The following is a 22,172-nucleotide window of genomic DNA, read 5'->3' on the forward strand; positions in this document are numbered from 1 at the left end:
AAGTGGGGCGCATTATAAGGGGATCTGAAACCCCGTCAACCCTTATTTTCAAAAAACCTTAATATCGCCGAAAAACAAAGCGGGGAGGCCTGTCGGCCTCCCCGCTTTATACCCATTCTTGCCCGTTACAGGCTCGGGAAGGCGAACTGCGATGCCTCATGGCTGGCCCGCTGCGGCCAGCGCTGAGTGATTGCCTTACGGCGGGTATAGAAGCGCACACCATCCGGCCCGTACGCATGCAGGTCGCCGAACAGCGAACGCTTCCAGCCACCGAAACTGTGGTAGCTCACAGGCACCGGCAGCGGCACGTTCACACCCACCATACCCACTTCGATCTCGTCGCAGAACAGGCGCGCCGCTTCACCGTCGCGGGTGAAGATGCAGGTGCCGTTACCGTATTCATGCTCGTTGATCAACTGCATGGCCTGCTCCAGGCTGCTCACGCGCACCACGCACAGCACTGGGCCGAAGATCTCTTCCTTATAGATGCGCATGTCTGGAGTAACGTTGTCGAACAAGGTGCCCCCCACGAAATAGCCATCTTCATTGCCTGCTACGCGCAGACCGCGACCGTCGACCACCAGTCTGGCCCCCGCAGCCACACCGTCGTCGATGTAGCCAAGCACCTTGTCACGGGCAGCAGCCGTCACCAACGGCCCCATGTCCAGGCCACAGGAAGTACCTGCACCGATCTTCAGCGCCTTGATCTGCGGCTCAAGCTTGGCAATCAGCGCATCCGCCACCTGGTCACCCACGCATACAGCGACCGAGATCGCCATGCAGCGTTCGCCACAGGAGCCGTAGGCAGCCCCCATCAGCGCACTGACCGCATTGTCCAGGTCAGCGTCAGGCATCAGCACCGCATGGTTCTTCGCACCACCCAGAGCCTGCACACGCTTGCCGCGCTTGGTGCCCTCGGCATAGATGTACTCGGCGATCGGCGTCGAGCCAACGAAGCTCAGGGCTTTAACCTCTGGCGCCTCGATCAGCGCATCCACCGCTTCCTTGTCGCCATGCACCACATTGAGGATGCCTTTTGGCAGGCCAGCCTCCAGCAGTAGCTGGGCGATGAACAGGGTCGAACTCGGGTCACGCTCGGACGGTTTCAGGATGAACGCGTTGCCACAGGCGATGGCCAGCGGGTACATCCACAGCGGCACCATGGCCGGGAAGTTGAACGGGGTGATGCCGGCGACCACGCCCAGCGGCTGGAAGTCGGACCACGCATCGATGTTCGGGCCGACATTGCGGCTGTACTCACCCTTGAGCAACTCCGGGGCAGCGCACGCGAACTCGACGTTCTCGATACCGCGCTTGAGTTCACCCGCCGCGTCTTCCAGCGTCTTGCCATGCTCCTCGCTGATCATCTGCGAGATCTTCGCTTCGTTCTGCTCCAGCAGTTGCTTGAAGCGGAACATCACCTGGGCACGCTTGGCCGGTGGTGTGTTGCGCCAGGCCGGGAAGGCCGCCTTGGCCGAATCGATGGCCTGCTGGATAGTCGCACGACTGGCCAGCTCGACCTTGCGTACGGCCTGGCCGGTGGATGGGTTGAACACATCGGCGGTGCGCTCGCCTTTGGTAACCAACTCGCCGTGGATCAGGTGCTGAACGATGCTCATGCAGAACTCCCTATAAAGAAGGTGAAGGCGGGCGCGAGGTTTACGCGCCCGACGTCAAAATCGGAAAAGTCAGTCGACCTTGTTCAGGGCTTCGCCCACAGCGTCGAACAGGCGGTCCAGCTCTTGCGGCTGGGTATTGAAAGTAGGCCCGAACTGCAAGGTGTCGCCACCGAAACGTACATAGAAGCCGGCCTGCCACAATTTCATGGCCGCCTCGTAGGGACGCACGATCGCATCACCGTCGCGGGCGGCGATCTGGATAGCGCCAGCCAAGCCATAGTTACGAATGTCGACAACGTTCTTCGTGCCCTTGATGCCATGCAGCAGGGTCTCGAAATGCGGCGCAAGCTCGGCCGCCGATTGCACCAGGTTTTCCTTCTGTAGCAGGTCCAGCGCAGCGATACCTGCCGCGCAGGCCACCGGATGCGCCGAATAGGTGTAACCGTGCGGGAATTCCACGGCATATTCGGGGGTCGGCTGATTCATGAAGGTCTGATAGATCTCGCCGGTGGCGATCACCGCGCCCATCGGGATGGCGCCGTTGGTCACCTGCTTGGCGATACACATCAGGTCCGGGGTCACGCCGAAAGCCTCGGCACCGGTCATTGCGCCCATACGGCCGAAACCGGTGATCACCTCGTCGAAGATCAGCAGGATGTTGTGTTGGGTGCAGATCTCGCGCAAACGCTTCAGATAGCCCTTGGGCGGCGGTAGCACGCCTGCTGAGCCGGCCAACGGCTCGACGATGACAGCAGCGATGTTAGATGCGTCGTGCAGCTCGATCAGCTTGAGCATTTCGTCTGCCAGCGCAATCCCGCCCTCCTCCGGCAACCCCTTACTGAAGGCGTTGGCTGGCAGCACGGTATGCGGCAGGTGATCGACATCCAGCAGTTGGCCGAACATCTTGCGGTTGCCGTTGACGCCCCCCAGGCTGGTGCCGGCGATATTGACACCGTGATAACCACGGGCACGCCCAATGATCTTGGTCTTGGTGGCCTGCCCCTTCAGGCGCCAGTAGGCACGCACCATTTTCAGCGCGGTGTCGGCGCACTCGGACCCGGAGTTGGTGAAGAACACATGATTCAAATCGCCTGGGACCAGATTGGCGATTTTTTCAGCCAGTTGGAACGACAGGGGGTGGCCGAACTGGAAGGCAGGCGAGTAATCGAGGGTCGCCACCTGACGTGCGACCGCCTCGCTGATTTCCTTGCGGGTATGCCCTGCGCCGCAGGTCCAGAGGCCCGACAGGGCATCGAACACCTTGCGCCCTTTGTCATCGACCAAGATATTGCCTTGCGCCGCCACGATAAGGCGCGGATCGCGCTGGAAGTTACGGTTGGCGGTGTAGGGCATCCAGTGGGCGTCCAGCTTGAGCTGGCTGGCCAGACTGGCGTGGTCGGTTTCAGGCATGTTCATCGGCGGTTCCTCGGAATACGACTAAGCAACGATGGATGTTGTTGCAGCTAGTATTGGCACGGCGATAAAGTCTGGAAAACCCAACATTTCTAACCTTCAGTCAGTTACAGGCTAAACAGATGAGCCGACGCCCCGATGCCCTCGCCCAAGTCAGTGATTTCGATATCCGCTTGCTGAAGATCTACCGCAGCGTGGTCGAATGCGGTGGGTTCTCTGCCGCCGAGAGCGTACTGGGCATCGGCCGCTCGGCCATCAGCCAGCAGATGAACGACCTCGAGCAGCGACTGGGCCTGCGTCTTTGCCAGCGCGGGCGCGCCGGTTTTTCACTGACGGAGGAAGGCCGCGAGGTGTACCACTCGGCCTTGCAATTGCTCGGCGCTCTGGAAAGCTTTCGCACCGAAGTCAACGGACTGCACCAGCACCTGCGCGGTGAACTCAACATCGGCCTGACCGACAACCTGGTGACCCTGCCACACATGCGCATTACCCACGCCCTGGCCGAGCTCAAGGATCGCGGTCCAGATGTACGCATCCAGATCCGCATGATCGCCCCCAGCCAGGTCGAGCAAGGTGTGCTCGACGGCAGCTTGCACGTCGGTGTCGTACCGCAGACCAGCCCGCTCTCGGGCCTGGAATACCAGCCGCTGTACAGCGAACGCTCGCTGCTCTATTGCGCGGTCGGCCACCCGCTTTTCTATGCCGATGACCATCAGATCGATGACCTGCGTCTCAACAGCCAGGATGCCATTGCCCCCACCTTCCGCCTGCCAGCTGAGATCCAGGCGCACTACCAGGCACTGCGCTGCACGGCCAGTGCCTCGGACCGCGAGGGCATGGCATTCCTCATCCTCACCGGGCGCTATATCGGCTACCTGCCCGACCACTACGCCAGTGTTTGGGTGCAACAAGGCCGCTTGCGCGCACTCAAGCCCACTCAGCGCTTCTACGACCTGAGCCTGAGCTGGGTGACGCGCAAAGGGCGGCGACCCAACCTGGTGCTGGAAAGCTTCCTCGACAGTCTGGCCGCGACACGCTGATGCCTGTCTCTGACGCAAACGCTTGTTACTTCAGCACAGGCAGGTAATCTGTCCGACATCCGTTGCCACCGACCCTGTACGGAATCGTCCATGACCCTAGAAGTCCCTGCGCATCGCCTCCTGGCCTCGGGCAAGCCCGCCGGCCGCATCCGCCAGAAGAACGAACAGGCCATCATCCAGGCCGCCGAGGACGAGTTCGCCCGCCACGGCTACAAGGGTACGAGCATGAATACCATCGCGCTCAAGGCCAACCTGCCCAAGGCCAACCTGCATTACTACTTCACCAACAAGCTCGGCCTGTACATCGCCGTTCTGAGCAACATCATCGAACTGTGGGACAGCACCTTCAACGCCCTGAACGCCGACGACGACCCCGCCCAAGCGCTGAGCCAGTACATCCGCACAAAGATGGAATTCTCTCGACGCAACCCGCAGGCCTCGCGGATCTTTGCCATGGAAGTGATTAGCGGCGGCGAGTGCCTGACCGAATATTTCAGCGCCGATTACCGCGAGTGGTTCCGTGGACGGGCTGCGGTGTTCGAAGCCTGGATGGAGGCTGGCAAGATGGACCGGGTCGATCCCGTGCACCTTATCTTCCTGCTCTGGGGCAGCACCCAGCACTATGCCGACTTCGCCACCCAGATCTGCCAGGTCACCGGCCGCAGCCGCTTGACCAAGCAGGACATGGAAGACGCCAGCAACAACCTTATCCACATCATTCTCAAAGGCTGCGGCATCACCCCGCCCGCCTGATTCGGACCTATGCCTTCTACCCTGCTCGAGCTCTGCGAATTCCGCGAGGAGATCCGCAAGAGCCGCTTCATCACCCTCGCCGGCCCGATCAGCAGCCCTGCCGAGGCCATGGCCTTCATCGAACGCCACAGCGACCTGGCGGCCACGCACAATTGCTGGGCGTGGAAGCTCGGTGCCCAATACCGCAGCAGCGACGATGGCGAGCCAGGCGGTACGGCCGGACGGCCGATCCTCGCAGCCATCGAGGCCCAGGACTGCGATCAAGTGGTGGTGCTGGTCATCCGCTGGTACGGCGGCATCCAACTGGGCACCGGCGGCCTGGCGCGAGCCTACGGCGGCGGCGCCAACAAATGCCTGCAACAGGCCCCAAAGCGACTGCTGGTGCAACGCAGTGAGTTCAGTTGCAGTTGCAGTTTCAGTGAACTGGCCCTGGTCAAGCTGCGCCTGGCCGAAGTGGACGGCCTGATACTGGATGAGCAATTCACTGCCAACGGCGTGGATTTGCACATCGCCCTAGGCGATACCCACCTGGACAGCCTGCAACAACAGCTGGCTGACCTGAGCCGCGGTCGGATCCTGCTGGAACGGCGCTGAGGCTTGCCCACAGCTCCTGTGGGCGTGCTTGTGGATAAGCTTTGGGCTTTTCGACGCAGGTCTTGTACTGCAAGGCTTTCAGCGTATTGAGCATATTTTGATCACAGTTAGGTGACAGCCGCTTAAACCACGCAGGATCAGTGAGTTATCCCCAGCCGACTAGTCGCAAATCGCTAGATAGCGCCCTTTTCCGGCCTTCATGCTTGCTCACAGTAACTGTGGAGCAGCCTGTGGATAACCCGTTGAACAACGCGCTGCCCCCCAGCGAATGCGGGGCTCAGGCGCCGTTGATCATTTTTTGTTCAACCAAGCGTGCCTTAGGCCAGCACTTCAGCACCGCACAGAACAGTTCAAGTACCAAGCCCCCTGCGATCAAAGAAAGCGCAAGGCTAAAGCCTGGGGTATCCTCCAAGGTCAAGCCCGCTAATCTGCGAGGCCACCACCCTCCGAATCGGCCAACTGGCCCTGAATTACGCGGCGAACTTCGCCAACGCCTCGTGCAGGCCCGCCCACTTCGCCCCGAAAATCTTCAAGGAACATCGCAATGACCGAACACAAGACCGCGTTGATCATCGGCGCATCCCGAGGCCTCGGCCTGGGCCTGGTGCAACGCCTGCACGAAGATGGCTGGAACATCATCGCCACCGTTCGCGACCCGCAAAATCCCGGCGCCCTCGCCGAGGTGCCGGGGGTTCGCATCGAACGCCTGGAAATGAACGACACCGCACAGCTTGACGGCCTCAAGCAGCGTTTGCAGGGCGAGGTGTTCGACCTTTTATTCGTCAACGCGGGCGTCATGGGTCCACTGCCCCAAGACCTGGAAGCCGTGAGTGTCGGAGACGTCGGCGATCTGTTCTTCACCAACGCCGTAGCACCGATCCGCGTCGCCCAGCGCCTGTCCGACCAGCTGCGTCAGGGCAGTGGTGTACTCGCCTTCATGAGTTCGATCCTGGGCAGCGTGGGCATTCCCGACGGCGGCGAGATCTGCCTGTACAAAGCCAGCAAGGCCGCACTCAACTCGATGATCAACAGTTTCGTGGTTCAACTACAGCGCCCCGACCTGTGCGTATTGGCCATGCACCCCGGCTGGGTGAAGACCGACATGGGGGGCGAGAACGCCGAGATCGACGTCCTCACCAGCACCCGCGGCATGCTCGAACAGATCAAGGCGCACAGCGGCAAAGGCGGCCTGCGCTTCATCAACTACAAGGGTGAAAGCCTCGCCTGGTAAGCCGCCAACGGCATAAGCGCTCGGATCGTCGGTCGAACGACAAGGGCCTGAGCGGGCGCATTGCCCGGCCAGGCCCTGTAGAATGTCGCTCAACCGTACCTGATCGAGACTTATACACATGTATGAATGGCTGAACGCCTTGCCCAAGGCGGAACTGCACATGCACCTGGAGGGTTCACTCGAACCCGAACTGTTGTTCGCCCTGGCCGAACGCAACAACATCGCACTGCCCTGGGCTGACGTGGAAACACTGCGCGCCGCCTATGCCTTCAACAACCTGCAAGAGTTCCTCGACCTCTACTACCAAGGTGCCGACGTGCTGCGCACCGAGCAGGACTTCTACGACCTGACGTGGGCCTACCTGCAACGCTGCAAGGCACAGAACGTGATCCACACCGAGCCCTTCTTCGACCCGCAGACCCACACCGACCGCGGCATCCCCTTCGAAGTGGTGCTCACCGGCATTACCCAGGCGCTCAAGGATGGCCGTGAGCAATTGGGCGTCGGCAGCGGATTGATCTTGAGCTTCCTGCGCCACCTGAGCGAGGACGAAGCGCAAAAAACCCTCGACCAAGCCCTGCCATTTCGCGATGCCTTCGTTGCCGTCGGCCTGGACAGCTCAGAAAAAGGCCACCCGCCCAGCAAGTTCCAGCGTGTCTTCGACCGCGCCCGCAGCGAGGGCTTCCTGACCGTCGCCCACGCAGGCGAAGAGGGCCCGCCCGAATACATCTGGGAAGCACTCGACCTGCTCAAGATCCAGCGTATCGACCATGGCGTACGCGCCATCGAGGACGAGCGCCTGATGCGACGCATCATCGACGAGCAGATTCCGCTGACCGTCTGCCCACTGTCCAACACCAAGCTGTGCGTGTTCGACCACATGAGCCAGCACAACATCCTCGACATGCTCGAACGTGGCGTGAAGGTCACGGTCAACTCGGACGATCCGGCCTACTTCGGCGGCTATGTGACGGAGAACTTCCACGCCTTGCACGAGCACCTGGGCATGACCCAGGACCAGGCTCGCCGACTGGCGCAAAACAGCCTGGACGCCCGCCTGGTGCGTTAACCCACCTGTCGGTTCGGCAACCGGGCAATCGCCGCGATCTGTCGGACGCCGAGCGGTACCATGCGTACCGCCCGGCTTTCTTCCTGCTCATGCACCCAGCCCGACTGGATGAACAACTTGAGCAACGCATACCCCAGGCTTCCGCCCAGGTGGGGCCCCTGGTCGCTCCATTCACTACAGTGACAGAGCGTGCAGCCGCGCGGCTGTCCGGGTGCCAACGAGTCGGTGAACACCCCCAGTGCCTCCAATTGCACCCGGCCCTGCGGGCTGACATTCAGGTGGTGCGGTTCGCCCTCCAGCCAGCCAGCCGCCAGCAAGCGCTGGAGCAGCTGCGCGGCAATCTCGCCACCCAGATGATCGCCGCACCGCCGGGCCTTGCGCATGGAAACGGGTATCTGCAACGGTGAGTGGGCACGCTCACCGTGTCGGTTGGCCAACTGAATACTGGCCAAGGCCTCGACCGCGGCACCGACTTCCGGCGTCGCCAGGCGGAAATGGCGTTTGCGCCCACGCACCTCGATACGCAACAAGCCGGCGGTGGCCAGCAGTGAAAGGTGCATGCACGCCGAAGAGGTGCTCAAGCCGGTGGTGATGGCCAGCTCGTCCGCCGCACGGGGCGCGCCATCGATGAGCGCCCAGAGCATGGCGCTGCGTTTTGGGTCGGCCATCATGCCAGCGACCCGAGTGATGCTGTTGACTGCATTCATGAATGCTCTAATCCCTGAGAGTTATCGTCTGGTTGCCATGACAGTAGGCGCGACTCATTCTGCCGTTACGCAGCAATCGCCGTGTGCGATGAGGGGGAAATGCCTCGGGCTTGCGCTAGCCGTCGGGCGCAGTATAAGCCGCGAGTTGCACAGCGTTTTGTAGGCAAAACGACCAACTCGCGTGGTCCGCCGAACGTTGCGCTCGACATGGCTTCTCGCATAACCCCCGCGTGAACGGAGCAAAAGCCCGCGCTAAAGCAGGCGTTTGGCGTACGACGTAAAATTTCCCACACCACGCGTACACCTTGCTCACGCCCCGACACCTAAAGTAAGGCACGCAAAGCAGAATGCTCCCACCCAAGACTGACCGTCAGTCAGACTACTGAGCGCGCTCATGGCAGGTAACCGAGGTCACGCTACACTTCATCGGCGCTTGCTCACTGGAGGTAGATCGCGATGAAGATTGTCGTCAGTGCGTCGAACCGAAACCCCAACTGCCCCTGGCTGGTGCAGATGGACCAGCATAGGGTCAGCTTTCGCAGTGAAGCCGAAGCCAGGGCCTTCGTCAGCTTGCTGGAAAGCCGACTGAAGGCGCCCCACTCGCTTACCCAGGCCGCTTGGCCTGAGCGCGCCGGACCAGCACTGCAACACTGACCACCAGTGCGCCGCACAGGCTGATCACCAGCGCCATGGGTACCGCGCTGCCATCGTGCAGCACGCCGACCAACGCCGCGGCCCCGGCCGCGACACTGAATTGCAGGCATCCCATCAACGCCGAAGCACTGCCTGCCCGGGCACCCTGCCCGTTCATGGCGCAAGCAGAGGCGTTGGGAATAATGCAGCCCAGGCTCGCGATACACACGAACAGCGGCACCAGCAATGGCCACAGCGCCGCTGGACGCAGCGCAGCCACCGCCAGCAGTGCAAGGCCTGCAACCCAGTACAGCCACACGGCCCGCGCCAGCAAGAAGGCAGGCCCCCGACGGGCGAGCAAGCGCGCGTTGACTTGCGCCACGAGGATGAACCCGGCGGCATTGGTCCCGAACAGCCAGCCATAGTGCTCAGGCGGCACGCCATAGAGCTTGATGAAGACGAAAGGCGAACCGGCGATGTAGGCGAACATACCCGCGATGGCGATACCGCCGGTCAGGGCATGCCCGATAAATACCTTGTCGCAGAGCAGACGCAGGTACTGGCGCAACGCGCCCGACAAGGGTTGGCGCGGCACATCGGCCGGCAAGCTCTCCGGCAGGCCCAGGCCCACTGCCAGCAGGCACAGAGCACTGAACAAGCCCAAGGTGAGAAAGATCGACTGCCAGCCGGCCAGGTTCACCAGCACGCCCCCCAGCATCGGTGCCAGGATCGGCGCCAAGCCCATGACCAGCATCAGTTGGGAGAACACTTTGGCCGAGGCGATGGCGTCGCACTTGTCGCTGACGATAGCGCGTGACAACACCATGCCCGCACAGCCTCCCAGGGCCTGGACAAAACGCGCCAAAATCAGGCTGTCGAGGTCAGGCGCAAAGGCACAAACCAGCGAGGCCACGGTGAACAGACCGACGCCGCACAGCAGCGGGATACGTCGGCCAAAGCGATCGGCGACCGGGCCGTAGGCCAACTGGCCAAGCGACAGGCCCAGGAAATAGGCCGCAAGAGTCGTCTGCACATGCTGCTCATCCGTGCCAAAGGCAAGCGCCATGGCCGGGAAAGCCGGTAGATAGAAGTCGATCGCCAAGGGCCCGAACGCACTAAGGGCGCCGAGAATCAGCAGGGTTCGCAGGTTCATGGAAAATCCATAGCAGGCTAAGCAAGTACGCTAGTTTACCTGCACCGGACACCACGGCGACGAAAACCTTTGTAACATTTGCACGACCCCGCTACCCCGACGTGCCCCCAGTACCGTGCCAGCCAATCAGCCTGCCGCGACCTCCGCGGCGTAGCCTTCTTCACGAATCGCCGCCAGCAACTGCTCGGCGCCCAGGGCGCTGTGCACCCGCACCTGCCGCGCCGCCAGGTCCACCTCGACCTGCGCCTGCGCATCTTGCGCCTGCACTGCGCGGGTCACGGCCTTGATACAGTGGCCGCAGGTCATACCTTGCACATTGAATACTTGCATCGAGGTTACCTCCTTCGGGATTTGGCCCAGTTTCGACCTTGCCATCGGGGCAAGGTCAAGTTCTGCAGCGAACTGCCGGGGTGGAAATCCGCGCCGGCCTCGGCCAAGCTGCGTGTTTGACGATTTTGGCAAGCAGGAGATTCTTCATGATCAGGGCAGCAATGGGCCTCGTCGGACTGCTGGGCACGCTGGCCGTAGTGCCGCCGGTCAGCGCCGAGGGCAACAGCGACTACAGCGTGCTGATCATTTCCCGGGAGCGCCTGGAAGTGGCCACCACCTGTGAAATCGGCGTGTACCTCAACGATCAACTGTCGGGGCGGGTGTTCCAGGAACAAGCGACCTCGTTCAACCTGCCGCCTGGCCCGGTGGATGTGCGCCTGCGCCTGCTGCCAGGACAAGCCCCAGGCTGCGCGCCTGGGATAGAGGACCAACGCAGTACGCGCCTGACCCTACAGGCGGGCCAGATCAACAAATACCGAATCGCCATGGGGCATGATGGCCTGGTGCTCAAACGGGCCAGCCTGGGCTATTGACCTTGACCACGTGACAAGGTTGATGCTGCTGGCATGTCCACGGAGGAAAGCGCCATGCCCGCATCCACGACCTTCGACCTGCCCATCGGCGGGATGACCTGTGCCAGCTGCGCCGGCCGGGTCGAGCGCGCCCTGCGCAACGTCACCGGTACCGAACAGGTCAGTGTCAACCTGGCCACCGAACAGGCCCGCGTCCAGGCGCCGGCCGACAGCCTGCCAGCCTTGGTCGGCGCCGTGCGCGAAGCCGGCTACAGCGTTCCCACCAAAACCTTGGAACTGGCGGTTGGCGGCATGACCTGCGCCAGTTGTAGCGGCCGCGTCGAGCGCGCCTTGGCCAAGTTGCCGTGGGTCGAGCAGGTCAGTGTCAACCTGGCCAGCGAGCGGGCCCACGTGCAGGTCGTGCAAGGCATCGACGTCAGCCAACTGATCGCCGCAGTGGAAAACGCCGGCTACAGCGCCAGCCTGCCGCACAACGCCCAGGATGATCGCCAACAAACCCAACGCCGCCTGCGCAAGGAGCGCCTGGCGGTCGCGGCCGCGCTCGTGCTGGCACTGCCCTTGGTCCTGCCGATGCTCGCGCAGCCGTTCGGCCTGCACGGGATGCTGCCGGCCTGGGTGCAATTCCTGCTGGCCACCCCGGTGCAGTTCATCCTCGGCGCACGCTTCTATGTGGCGGCCTGGAAAGCGGTGCGTGCCGGGACCGGCAACATGGACCTGCTGGTGGCCCTGGGCACCTCCGCCGGCTATGGCCTCAGCCTTTACCAATGGGCCAGCGCCCACCCAGGCATGCAGCCACACCTGTATTTCGAAGCCTCGGCAGTGGTGATTGCCCTGGTGTTACTGGGCAAATACCTGGAAAGCCGTGCCAAGCGCCAGACGGCGAGCGCTATCCGCGCGCTGGAGGCCCTACGCCCAGAGCGCGCGCTACGGATCATCGACGGGCGTGAAGAGGACGTGGCTATCAGCCAGTTGCGTCTGGACGATGTGGTCGTGGTCAAGCCCGGCGAGCGCTTCCCAGTCGATGGCGACGTGCTCGAAGGCTCCAGCCACGCCGACGAAGCGCTGATCAGCGGTGAAAGCCTGCCGGTGCCCAAGCGACCCGGCGATACCGTCACCGGCGGGGCAATCAACGGCGAAGGCCGGTTGCTGGTCAAGACCCGTGCGCTTGGCGCCGAGACCGTGCTGGCGCGCATCATTCGCCTGGTCGAAGATGCCCAGGCCGCCAAGGCGCCGATTCAGAAACTGGTCGATCGGGTCAGCCAGGTGTTCGTCCCCAGCGTGCTGGGGCTGGCGCTGCTCACCCTGCTGGGCTGGTGGCTGGCCGGGGCGGGGCTCGAGACCGCGCTGATCAACGCCGTGGCCGTGCTGGTGATTGCCTGCCCCTGCGCCCTGGGCCTGGCCACCCCGACCGCGATCATGGCCGGCACCGGCGTGGCCGCTCGCCACGGTATCCTGATCAAGGACGCCGAAGCCCTGGAACGTGCCCATGCTGTGAACCGGGTGGTGTTCGACAAAACCGGCACCCTGACCTCGGGCAGCCCACGCATCGTCCATCTGCAATCGACCCACAATGACAACGACGAGCCACTGCGCCTGGCCGGTGCGCTGCAACGGGGCAGTGAACACCCCTTGGCCAAGGCCGTGCTGGACGCCTGCGCCGAGCGTGGCCTGGACGTCCCGACAGTGAGCGACAGCCAATCGTTGAGCGGACGCGGCATCGCCGGCCAGGTACAAGGCCGCACACTGGCCCTGGGCAACCGCCGCCTGCTCGACGAAAGCGGGCTCCCGGCCGGCGACCTGGCCACCAGCGCCAAGGCCTGGGAGGCCGAAGGTCGCACCCTGTCATGGCTGCTCGAACGAGCCCCACAACCCAGGGTACTGGGTCTGTTCGCCTTCGGCGACAGCCTCAAGCCCGGCGCCGCCCAGGCCATCGACGCCCTGCATGCACGCGGCATCAGCAGCCACTTGCTGACCGGCGACAACCGTGGCAGTGCCGCCGTGGTGGCCAAGGCTCTGGGCATCGACGACGTGCACGCCGAAGTGCTGCCCGCCGACAAGGCCGCCACCGTAGCGCTGCTGAAACAGAACGGCGTGGTGGCCATGGTCGGGGATGGTATCAACGATGCACCGGCCCTGGCCGCTGCCGATATTGGCATCGCCATGGGCGGTGGCACCGATGTGGCCATGCAGGCCGCAGGCATCACGCTGATGCGCGGCGACCCGCGCCTGGTTCCCGCCGCCCTGGAAATCAGCCGCAAGACCTACGCAAAAATCCGCCAGAACCTGTTCTGGGCGTTCATCTACAACCTGGTGGGCATTCCCCTGGCCGCCTTGGGCTACCTCAACCCGGTACTGGCCGGCGCCGCCATGGCCCTGTCCAGTGTCAGCGTGGTAAGCAATGCCCTGTGGCTGAAGACCTGGCGCCCCACCGACACTCACCCGGAGGCCCCATGAACATCGGCCAGGCCGCCCGCCACAGCGGGCTGAGCGCCAAGATGATCCGCTACTACGAGTCCATCGGCCTGCTGCGCCCAGCCAAGCGCAGCGACAGCGGCTATCGCCTGTACCAGCAGGAGGACCTGCACAGTCTGGCGTTCATCAAGCGCTCCCGCGACCTGGGCTTTTCCCTGGATGAGGTCGCCCGTCTGCTGACCCTCTGGCAGGACCGCCAGCGCGCCAGCGCCGATGTGAAGGCCCTGGCCATGCAGCACATCGACGCACTCAATCAGCGCATCGAAGAGTTGATGAGCCTGCGCGACACGCTCGGCGAGCTAGTCGCCGACTGCCAAGGCGACGACCGCCCGGACTGCCCGATCCTCAAGGACCTGGCCAACGGAGCCGGTTGCTGCCGCTGAACGTCTGCGGCGCCCTTCGAACAGCATGCGGTATGCCGTAATAGCCTAAACACGACATTTTTTCGCCCGAATACGCCCTTCACCCACTAAATGCGGCATCTGCCCTTTAAAACCGCATGCCCTTGCCGATGCAGTGAATACCTGCCTTGCGTAATGAAAAGAAGAAACTGGGAGCGTGGATGAACATCAAGCAAAAATTGACTTGGGCCTTTGCCGTCATCGCCGGCCTGCCCATCGTCCTGGTCGCCAGCCTGGTGATCCTCAACCTGCGCGGTGAAGCACGCGACAATTTCCTCGACAACAGCAGTCGGGAAATCCGCCAGGTCGGCAACGCCATGAACATCTTCTTCCAAGGCATCGACCAGAACGTCGAGTACATTGCGTCCCAACCGCTGATCGCCGCCACCGGCAACGAACTCAACAAGTTCATGAGCGCCAATCCGTCTTACGAGTTGGGCGAGCGCGCCACACAAGTGCTCGACTTCTTCACGCGCCTGGCCGACTCGCACCCCAGCTACGCCTACATCTCCTACGGCGTCGCCGACGGCGGCTACGTCGGCTGGCCGGCAGGGCAGAAATTCGTCAACTACGACCCGCGCCCGCGTCCCTGGTACCAGTTGGCCATGGCCAACCCCGGCAAGACCCTGCGTACCAATGCCTACTACTGGGCAGCGGACGACGCAGTCCTGATCAGCACCGTGCGCAGCGTACCCAACCAGCTCGGCAATAACGGCGGTGTAGTCAACATCGACGTATCGCTCAAAGGCCTTACCGAGATCGTCAAGAAGATCAAGCTGGGTGATAGCGGCTACCTGATGCTGGTGGAAAGCAACGGCAACGTGATGGTCGACCCACGCGACGCCAGCCACAATTTCAAGCAGCTCTCGAGCTTCGGCGAGGGTTATGCCGAACTGGCCAAGGCCGGCAAGGGCCTGGTCGAGGTCGAAATCGGCGGCCAACGCTACATGGCCAACGTGTATCCCGACGAGCAACTGGGCTGGACCTTCATCGGCCTGATCCAGGAAAGCGAAGTGATGCAGACCACCACCCGCCTGACTTGGCTGATCGGTATCGTCGCCCTGGTGCTGGCCGCCCTGTTCGCCGTGGTCGGCGCCACCTTCGCCAAGCTCATCGTGCGCCCGATCAACAGCGTCACCAATGGCCTGGAAGACATCGCCCAAGGCGAAGGCGACCTGACCCGCAACCTGGAAATCCGTGGCCGTGACGAAACCGCACAGCTGGCCAGCTGGTTCAACCAGTTCCTCGGTGCCATCCGCAGCCTGATCCAGCACATCGGCTCGGCAGCGGGCAAAATCCTCAGCACCTCCAGCAGTTCCACGCGGGTCTCGGCCGACATGTCCGAGGCTGCCGGTCGCCAGCGTGAAGCCGTGGACATGGTCTCCACCGCCTTCCACGAAATGGTCGCCACCGCCAACGAAGTGGCGCGCTCGTGCAGCCAGGCGGCGATGTCCGCCGACAGCGGCCAGCAGCAGGCCCGCGAAGGCCAGCAGCAGATCGACGCAGCGGTACAAAGCGTCGATCGCCTGAGCCAGGAGATCGAGCAATCGGCGCAATCGATCCAGCAGTTGGAACGTGACAGCAACGCCATCCAGTCGATCCTCGGGACCATCCGCTCGATTGCCGAGCAGACCAACCTGCTGGCGCTCAACGCGGCCATCGAAGCCGCACGCGCCGGCGAGCAAGGTCGAGGCTTTGCCGTGGTCGCCGACGAAGTCCGTGCCCTGGCCAAGCGCACCGCCGACTCCACCGCGGAAATCGACGGCCTGCTGGGTAACCTGGCCAGCCGCACCGCGCAAGTGGCCGAGCAGATGCACGCCAGCATCGAAGTGTCGCAGCAGTCGGTCAGCCGCATCGGCATGGCCCGCGACAGTTTTGGCCAGATCCGCGAGTCGGTGGACGTGATCCGCGACATGAACACCCAGATCGCCACCGCCGCCGAAGAGCAGCATCAGGTGGCCGAGGACATCAATCGCCACATCAGCCAGATCCATGGCGATGCGCAACTGGTGGCCGAACTCGCCCAGGCCGCGCGTCAGGATTCGGAAAGCCTGGCGGGACTGTCCAACGAGCTGGATGCACTGGTGCGACGCTTCCGCACCTGATCGAACGCATCGCGGGGCGCTCGCCCCGCGATGTCCCTCAGCGCTCGACGATAGCCGTCACCCCCTGCCCGCCCGCCGCACAGATCGAAATCAATCCACGCCCCCTGCCGCGCTCGGCCAGCAACTTGGCCATATTGGCCAGGATACGCCCGCCCGTGGCGGCGAAGGGGTGCCCGGCCGCCAGCGAGCTGCCCTTGACGTTGAGCTTGCTGCGATCGATAGCCCCCAGCGGCGCAGCCAACCCCAGCCGGGTGTGGCAATAGTCTGGATCCTCCCAAGCCTTCAGCGTACAGAGCACCTGCGCAGCGAAGGCTTCATGGATTTCATAGAAATCGAAGTCCTGCAGGCTGAGGCCATTGCGCGCCAGCAGACGCGGCACCGCGTAGACCGGCGCCATCAGCAACCCCTCCTGGCCATGCACGAAGTCCACCGCCGCAGCTTCGCCATCTACCAGGTAGGCCAGCACACGCAGGCCCTGCGCCTCGGCCCAGCCCTCGCTACCCAGCAACACCAGCGACGCGCCGTCGGTGAGCGGCGTCGAGTTGCCGGCGGTCAACGTGCCTTGGCCACTACGCTCGAACACCGGAGCAAGCTTGGCCAATTGCTCGAAGCTCAGCCCTGGACGCAAGTTGTTGTCGCGTGTCAGGCCCAGATAGGGGGTGAGCAGATCATCATGCCAGCCGTCGGTGTAGGCCGCCGCCAGGTTGCGATGGCTGAGCAACGCCAGTTCATCCTGGGCCGCGCGCTCGATCTGCCAGGTCTGCGCCATAAGCTCGCAATGCTCGCCCATCGACAGCCCCGTGCGCGGCTCGCCATTGCGCGGCAGCTCAGGTTTGAAGTGGCGCGGGCGCAACTTCAGCCATGGCCTCAGCCGTTCGCCCAAGGTCCTGCCACGGTTGGCTTGCAACAGGATCTGGCGCAGCCCTTCGCTGATCGCGATCGGCGCATCGGAGGTGGTGTCCACGCCCCCGGCGACAGCGCAGTCGATCTGCCCGAGGGCGATCTTGTTGGCCACCAGCAGCGCCGCTTCAAGGCCGGTGCCACAGGCTTGCTGGATGTCATAGGCCGGTGTCTGGGGCGATAGCCGCGAGCCGAGCACACACTCGCGTGTCAGGTTCAGGTCACGGGCATGCTTGAGCACAGCGCCCGCCACCACCTCGCCCAAGCGCAGCCCATGCAGGTGGTAGCGCTCCACCAGGCCCTCCAGCGCCGCAGTGAGCATCGCCTGGTTACTGGCCTTGGCATAGGCGCCATTGGAACGGGCGAAGGGGATCCGGTTGCCTCCCAGGATCGCGACGCGGCGGGTTGGATACATGCCTGTTACTCCTGTAACAAATTGATCGATAAGCCTAGGCGGTTTTTCGCCGGTTCGAACGACCTGCACGCAATCATGGTCCACACTGCATGCTTGCCTTCAGGGAGACCCCGTACATGAGCGATCGCTACCTCGGCTTTGCCACCTCCAACCTTGGCCGGCGCCTGCTTGATGCTCTCGGCCTGCCCTGCCCAGTGCCGCTGGAGCGCTGGCAAGCCGGGCGCCTGCGGCCGGTGGAGGGCGCCTTGGTGCTCGGTGGCGGGCCACTGGCTCGCCAGGTCGAGACGTTCGCCGCACGCTTGACCAACGAATGCTATGGCTTCAACACTGACAGCCTCGCCTTACCGGCATGGACCGCAGGCCTGGGGCCTCAGATCAAGGCGCTGGTGTTCGATGCCAGTCACCTGTCCGACAGCGATCAGCTCCAGCAGTTGCGCGCGTTCTTCCAACCGCTGCTGCGCAGCCTGGCGCCCTGTGCCCACGTGTTGATACTCGGGCGCGCCGCGCCGCCTAACAGCGATGTCCAGGCCTGCGTGGCCCAGCGCGCGCTCGAAGGCTTCAGCCGGTCGCTGGGCAAGGAACTGCGTAGCGGCGCCACCGCCAACTTGCTGTATGTCACTCCCGACACCGATCTTGAAGGCGCACTGCGCTTCTTCCTGTCGCCCAAAAGCGCGTTCGTCAGCGGCCAGACCTTGCACCTGGGCGATTGCACCGATCAGGTCCAGGACTGGACCCGTCCGCTGGCCGGACGCCACGCCCTGGTCACTGGAGCAGCCCGCGGGATCGGCGCGGCCATCGCCGAGACCCTTGCCCGTGACGGCGCCGAAGTGACCTTGCTGGACGTGCCCCAGGCGCAGTCCGACCTGGACGCGCTGTCCGCACGCCTGGGCGCCAGCGCCCTGGCCCTGGACATCTGCGCCGCCGACGCCGCGGCGCAACTGGTACAGGCACTGCCGGGCGGGCTGGACATCCTCGTACACAATGCCGGAATCACCCGCGACAAGACCCTCGCCAACATGACGCCGGACTACTGGGACGCGGTCATGGCGGTCAACCTCAAGGCCCCGCAGGCGCTTACCCAGGCACTGCTGGACGCCGACAAGCTGCACGACGGGGCACGCATCAGCTTACTGGCCTCGGTCAGCGGCATCGCCGGCAATCGCGGCCAAACCAACTACGCGGCGAGCAAGGCCGGGCTGATCGGCCTGGCCCGCAGCTGGGCACCGATGTTGGTCAGCCGTGGCATGAGCATCAACGCCGTGGCGCCGGGTTTCATCGAGACGCACATGACCGCCAGCATGCCGATGGGCTTGCGCGAGGCCGGACGACGCCTGAGTTCGCTGGGCCAGGGCGGGCAGCCACAGGATGTCGCCGAAGCCATCGCCTGGCTTAGCCAACCGGGTTCCGGCGCGGTCAACGGCCAGGTACTTCGGGTCTGCGGTCAAGCACTGATGGGGGCATGACATGAAACGCACCTGGCTCGATCTGCACGCCACCGCCCCACGCGCCAGCCTCTACTGGCGCGCCTTGGGTAAACGCAAGATCAGCGGCGAACAGTTGCCCGAGCAGGGTCTGCGTTGCTACCTGCGCGTGGACCAGGCCAACCTTGGCGCCTACCGCAGGCTTTGCCACTTCGCCGACGACGGCCGCCTACCGGGCACCTACCCACACGTCATGGCCTTCGGCTTGCAGTTGCAACTGCTCACCGCTCACGACTTCCCCTTCCCACTGCTGGGGCTGGTGCACCTGGCCAACACCATCGAGGTGCTGCGTCCACTCGGCGGCATCGACGGTCTGCGCTTTGCGGTGCACAGCGAAAACCTGCAACCCCACGCCAAAGGCGGCACCTTCGACCTGATCACCGAAGCCGAGGATGGGCTGGGCCTGCTGTGGCGCGAAACCAGCCGCATGCTGGTGCGCGGGCTCAAGCTCGATGCCAATGCCGTGGTCGAGCCACACGCACTACCCCAAGCGTTGCCCGAAGCCACGCGCTGGTATGCCGATGGCGATATCGGCCGGCGTTACGCACGGGTGTGCGGCGACTACAACCCGATCCACCTGACCGCGCTCAGCGCCCGGCTGTTCGGTTTCCCCAGTGCCATCGCCCACGGCATGTGGAGCAAGGCGATGGCACTGGCCGCACTCAAGGGGCACCTGCCCAAGGCCGGCTACGGCTTCGAGGTTGAGTTCAACAAGCCCGTGCGCCTGCCCTCGGAAGTGATGCTCGGCGCCAGCGAGGCAGGCGCGACGGGTCAGTTGCGTCTGGACGGTCATGCCGGGCTCGTGCATATGGTTGGCAACTGGCGTTCGCTCTGACACATACGGATGTCACTTGCTTTACATCGGACCCCACCGGAAGCTATGCGGTATGAGGAGACCCCGATGAACCTGCAAGAACTGACCGAACGCCTGCACCGCATCCGCGACAACAACGACTGGCGCGCCTTCCACAGCCCGAAGAACCTAGCCATGGCCGCCAGCGTCGAAATGGCCGAACTGGTTGAGATCTTCCAGTGGCTGAGCGAAGACCAGTCGCGCCAACTACCCGCCCAGCAGTTGGCGCATGCCGGCCAGGAGGTCGGCGATATCGTCCTGTACCTGTTGCTGCTGTGCAGCGAACTGGGCCTGGACATGAACGAAGTGGTACGGGCCAAACTGGCCGACAGCGAGAGGCGTTTCGCCAAATGAACGACCGTCATTTCGATGAGCTGGCCACCCGCTTCGCCGAGAAGATCTACGGTGGCGCCAAGGGCGCGATCCGCTTGGCGGTGCTGCAAGCGGACCTGGCCGAAACGCTGCCCGACCGCCCGCTGCGCATACTCGACATCGGCGCAGGGCTCGGCCACATGGCCCTGTGGCTGGCCCAGCGCGGCCACCAACTGACCCTGGCAGAACCCGCAGCGCCGATGCTCGAAGGTGCCCGAGCGCGCTTTGCCGAAGCCAGCCAACAGGCCACCTTCATCCAGGCCCCCTGGCAAGACTTGCTCGGCCAGCTCACCGAATCCTATGACCTGGTGCTATGCCACGCCGTGCTCGAATGGCTGGCCGAACCCGAGAGCATCCTGCCGGTGCTACACCAACTGACGGCCCCCGGCGGCTGGCTGTCGCTGGCCTTCTACAACCGCGATGCACTGGTCTACCGCAACCTGCTAAAGGGGCATTTCCGCAAACTGCGCAGCAATCGGCTGGCCGGCGAAAAGCAGAGCCTGACCCCGCAGAAACCACTTGATCCGCGTGAACTCAAGGCGCAACTTGAAGCCTTGTGGCAGGTCGAAAGCGAAAGCGGGATTCGCGTATTCCATGACTACATGCCCAAGGAATTCCAAAGCAAGGCCGAGCTGCTCGACCTGCTCGAGATGGAGCTGGCGCACCGCCGCCACCCAAGCTTCGCCGGACTCGGTCGCTACCTGCACTGGATCTGCCGCCCGCACTGATTGCCACCACCAGGAGGCCCCATGCCGTACCGCCCGCTGTGCCTGGTCCTGCTCCCCCTGACGCTGGCCGCCTGCCAGGGCAGCAACCCGTACGTGGCCAGCGGCAACCCCATCCCGCCCGCACCCGCGCAGGCCGCTGGCACGTTCGACGCCAGCGCCTATCCAGCCCCGGCGCGGGATTACGGTCGTTACCGCAGTTGGGCCTGGCGCGACAGCCGCTCGCCTACCGGCATGCCCAGTACCGACCCCGGCCAACTCGCCGATGCCGTCAGCAACGCCCTCGACCAGCACGGCCTACGCCCCGCACACGGCGCACCGGCCGATTTGCTGGTAAGCGCCGACATTCGCCAGGAACGGCGCCTGCGCCAGGTACGTGACTACGATTACGACCCCTACTACGGCCCCACTGCCGGTGTCGGCTTCGGCGGCTACCGGCATGGCTACGGCGCCTACGGCAGCGTACCGGTAGTGCGTACCTACGCGGTCGAGGTCATGGTGGTGCGCATCGAGCTGTTCGATGCGCGCAATGGCCAGCCGATATGGAGTGCCAGCGCCGAAAGCGGCAGCAGCAAGGACTCGCCGCGTGACCGCGAAAACGCTCTGCGCGAGTCCGTGAGCAAAGCGCTGAGCGGCTATCCTCCCAGTTGATCCTCGATCGGAGAACCATCATGTTGCGCCGCCTCGTTCTACTGTCTTGCGTGTTGTGGCTTGCGGCCTGTGCGAGTAACAACGTCCAGCATGACTTCGATGCCAGCCGCGATTTCGCCGCCTACCGCAGTTGGGCTTGGCAGGAGCCTGGGTTGCAGTACCGCCCGGATGATCCGCGAATCAAGAGCGACCTCACCGAACAGCGCATCCGCCAGGCAGTCGCCGACCAGCTCGACCAACGCGGCCTGCGCCCGGTGCAGGGCAACGCCAAGGCCGACGTGAACGTGCGCGCGTACCTGATCGTCGAGCAGCGTCAGCAGCAGGTCACCACCAACTACGGCGGCGCCTGGGGGGGTTATTGGGGTGGCTACTGGGGCGGACCGATGTACAACGAGACACGCAGCGTCGACTACAAGGTGGCGACCATCCAGGTCGACCTGTTCGATGGCAAGGACGGCAAGCTGGTCTGGCGCGGCAGTGCCGAACAGATCATGAACAACTATCCGCCCAGCCCGCAGGAGCGCAACGTCGCCATCCAGAAGACCGTGACGATGGTGATGGGTAACTACCCACCCCGTTAAGCCCACCGCTGCTCCTGTGTAGGAGCGGCCTTGTGTCGCGATAGGACCGCAAAGCGGTCCCGGCGATGCTATGCGAGGCCGATTTCTCGGGGCTGCTTCGCAGCCCTTTCGCGACACAAGGCCGCTCTCATAGAACTACAC

At 63.8% G+C, this 22,172-nt stretch carries 22 protein-coding genes and 1 pseudogene; 17 read left to right on the forward strand and 6 right to left on the reverse strand.

Annotated elements, in window-relative coordinates:
* Positions 1-125: 125 nt before the first annotated feature.
* Both ACNFIC_RS10795 and ACNFIC_RS10800 read right to left on the reverse strand, forming a co-directional pair.
* On the reverse strand, positions 126-1,619 hold the full coding sequence (locus ACNFIC_RS10795; RefSeq protein ID WP_138221276.1) for a CoA-acylating methylmalonate-semialdehyde dehydrogenase: 1,494 nt from the start codon (positions 1,617-1,619) through the stop codon (positions 126-128).
* 69 nt (positions 1,620-1,688) lie between these two features.
* On the reverse strand, positions 1,689-3,035 hold the full coding sequence (locus ACNFIC_RS10800) for an aspartate aminotransferase family protein (RefSeq protein ID WP_138221275.1): 1,347 nt from the start codon (positions 3,033-3,035) through the stop codon (positions 1,689-1,691).
* Between the two features lie 119 nt (positions 3,036-3,154).
* Between ACNFIC_RS10800 and ACNFIC_RS10805 the strand changes: the two genes are divergently transcribed.
* The 5 genes from ACNFIC_RS10805 (at position 3,155) to ACNFIC_RS10825 (ending at position 7,719) form a co-directional block, all read left to right on the forward strand.
* A complete protein-coding gene (locus ACNFIC_RS10805) occupies positions 3,155-4,072 on the forward strand; it encodes a LysR family transcriptional regulator (protein ID WP_138221274.1) in 918 nt (305 codons plus the stop codon).
* A 90-nt stretch (positions 4,073-4,162) separates the two neighbouring features.
* Positions 4,163-4,825, forward strand: a complete 663-nt coding sequence (locus tag ACNFIC_RS10810) for a TetR/AcrR family transcriptional regulator (protein ID WP_138221273.1) — start codon at positions 4,163-4,165, stop codon at positions 4,823-4,825.
* Between the two features lie 9 nt (positions 4,826-4,834).
* Positions 4,835-5,419 (forward strand): IMPACT family protein, encoded by a 585-nt coding sequence (locus ACNFIC_RS10815; protein ID WP_138221272.1) that lies wholly within the window; start codon positions 4,835-4,837, stop codon positions 5,417-5,419.
* Between the two features lie 544 nt (positions 5,420-5,963).
* On the forward strand, positions 5,964-6,650 hold the full coding sequence (locus ACNFIC_RS10820) for an SDR family oxidoreductase (RefSeq protein ID WP_138221271.1): 687 nt from the start codon (positions 5,964-5,966) through the stop codon (positions 6,648-6,650).
* A 118-nt stretch (positions 6,651-6,768) separates the two neighbouring features.
* Positions 6,769-7,719 (forward strand): adenosine deaminase, encoded by a 951-nt coding sequence (locus ACNFIC_RS10825; RefSeq protein ID WP_138221270.1) that lies wholly within the window; start codon positions 6,769-6,771, stop codon positions 7,717-7,719.
* Here ACNFIC_RS10825 and ACNFIC_RS10830 read toward each other — a convergent pair.
* Positions 7,716-8,426: an ArsR/SmtB family transcription factor gene (locus ACNFIC_RS10830; protein ID WP_416780986.1), complete on the reverse strand. Its 711-nt coding sequence runs from the start codon at positions 8,424-8,426 to the stop codon at positions 7,716-7,718. The two genes, ACNFIC_RS10825 and ACNFIC_RS10830, sit on opposite strands and share 4 nt — an antisense overlap.
* Positions 8,427-8,882: 456 nt before the next feature.
* On the opposite strand from ACNFIC_RS10830, the gene ACNFIC_RS10835 reads away from it, so the two are divergent.
* Positions 8,883-9,080 carry a hypothetical protein gene (locus ACNFIC_RS10835; protein WP_138221268.1) on the forward strand — a complete coding sequence of 66 codons (198 nt, stop codon included), beginning with the start codon at positions 8,883-8,885 and terminating at the stop codon, positions 9,078-9,080.
* Here the strand turns inward: ACNFIC_RS10835 and ACNFIC_RS10840 are convergent.
* Positions 9,031-10,212, reverse strand: a complete 1,182-nt coding sequence (locus tag ACNFIC_RS10840) for a multidrug effflux MFS transporter (protein ID WP_138221267.1) — start codon at positions 10,210-10,212, stop codon at positions 9,031-9,033. The two genes, ACNFIC_RS10835 and ACNFIC_RS10840, sit on opposite strands and share 50 nt — an antisense overlap.
* Positions 10,213-10,338: 126 nt before the next feature.
* Positions 10,339-10,542, reverse strand: a complete 204-nt coding sequence (locus ACNFIC_RS10845; RefSeq protein WP_138221266.1) for a heavy-metal-associated domain-containing protein — start codon at positions 10,540-10,542, stop codon at positions 10,339-10,341.
* Between the two features lie 146 nt (positions 10,543-10,688).
* Between ACNFIC_RS10845 and ACNFIC_RS10850 the strand changes: the two genes are divergently transcribed.
* From ACNFIC_RS10850 to ACNFIC_RS10870, 5 genes and pseudogenes are all read left to right on the forward strand, one after another.
* A complete protein-coding gene (locus ACNFIC_RS10850) occupies positions 10,689-11,075 on the forward strand; it encodes a hypothetical protein (RefSeq protein WP_138221265.1) in 387 nt (128 codons plus the stop codon).
* A 54-nt stretch (positions 11,076-11,129) separates the two neighbouring features.
* Positions 11,130-13,529: a heavy metal translocating P-type ATPase gene (locus ACNFIC_RS10855; protein WP_416780987.1), complete on the forward strand. Its 2,400-nt coding sequence runs from the start codon at positions 11,130-11,132 to the stop codon at positions 13,527-13,529.
* The gene (cueR, locus tag ACNFIC_RS10860; RefSeq protein ID WP_138221263.1) at positions 13,526-13,930 is read left to right on the forward strand and encodes a Cu(I)-responsive transcriptional regulator; all 405 of its coding nucleotides are present in this window, start codon (positions 13,526-13,528) and stop codon (positions 13,928-13,930) included. Before ACNFIC_RS10855 ends, cueR begins: the two co-directional genes overlap by 4 nt.
* A 335-nt stretch (positions 13,931-14,265) precedes the next feature.
* Positions 14,266-15,195 (forward strand): annotated as a pseudogene (locus ACNFIC_RS10865) (cache domain-containing protein); the annotation flags it as partial.
* Between the two features lie 129 nt (positions 15,196-15,324).
* Positions 15,325-16,053: a methyl-accepting chemotaxis protein gene (locus ACNFIC_RS10870; RefSeq protein ID WP_416781168.1), complete on the forward strand. Its 729-nt coding sequence runs from the start codon at positions 15,325-15,327 to the stop codon at positions 16,051-16,053.
* 37 nt (positions 16,054-16,090) lie between these two features.
* Here ACNFIC_RS10870 and ACNFIC_RS10875 read toward each other — a convergent pair whose 3' ends face one another.
* Positions 16,091-17,368, reverse strand: a complete 1,278-nt coding sequence (locus ACNFIC_RS10875) for an acetyl-CoA C-acetyltransferase (protein WP_138221261.1) — start codon at positions 17,366-17,368, stop codon at positions 16,091-16,093.
* A gap of 116 nt (positions 17,369-17,484) precedes the next feature.
* Between ACNFIC_RS10875 and ACNFIC_RS10880 the strand changes: the two genes are divergently transcribed.
* The 6 genes from ACNFIC_RS10880 (at position 17,485) to ACNFIC_RS10905 (ending at position 22,031) form a co-directional block, all read left to right on the forward strand.
* Positions 17,485-18,831, forward strand: a complete 1,347-nt coding sequence (locus ACNFIC_RS10880) for a 3-oxoacyl-ACP reductase (RefSeq protein ID WP_416780988.1) — start codon at positions 17,485-17,487, stop codon at positions 18,829-18,831.
* Between the two features lies 1 nt (position 18,832).
* Complete coding sequence (locus ACNFIC_RS10885) at positions 18,833-19,684, forward strand: MaoC family dehydratase (RefSeq protein ID WP_416780989.1); 852 nt, start codon at positions 18,833-18,835, stop codon at positions 19,682-19,684.
* 66 nt (positions 19,685-19,750) lie between these two features.
* Positions 19,751-20,056 (forward strand): MazG-like family protein, encoded by a 306-nt coding sequence (locus ACNFIC_RS10890; protein WP_138221258.1) that lies wholly within the window; start codon positions 19,751-19,753, stop codon positions 20,054-20,056.
* Entirely contained in the window at positions 20,053-20,802 is a 750-nt protein-coding gene (locus ACNFIC_RS10895; RefSeq protein ID WP_416780990.1) for a methyltransferase domain-containing protein, read from the forward strand. The genes ACNFIC_RS10890 and ACNFIC_RS10895 overlap by 4 nt, the downstream gene beginning before the upstream one ends.
* Before the next feature lie 21 nt (positions 20,803-20,823).
* Complete coding sequence (locus ACNFIC_RS10900) at positions 20,824-21,450, forward strand: DUF4136 domain-containing protein (protein ID WP_416780991.1); 627 nt, start codon at positions 20,824-20,826, stop codon at positions 21,448-21,450.
* A gap of 20 nt (positions 21,451-21,470) precedes the next feature.
* Positions 21,471-22,031 carry a DUF4136 domain-containing protein gene (locus ACNFIC_RS10905; RefSeq protein ID WP_138221255.1) on the forward strand — a complete coding sequence of 187 codons (561 nt, stop codon included), beginning with the start codon at positions 21,471-21,473 and terminating at the stop codon, positions 22,029-22,031.
* Positions 22,032-22,172 lie beyond the last annotated feature (141 nt).

Origin of the sequence: Pseudomonas sp. NY15463 (assembly GCF_048068415.1) — a bacterium.
Classification (GTDB): Bacteria; Pseudomonadota; Gammaproteobacteria; order Pseudomonadales; family Pseudomonadaceae; genus Aquipseudomonas; species Aquipseudomonas mosselii_C.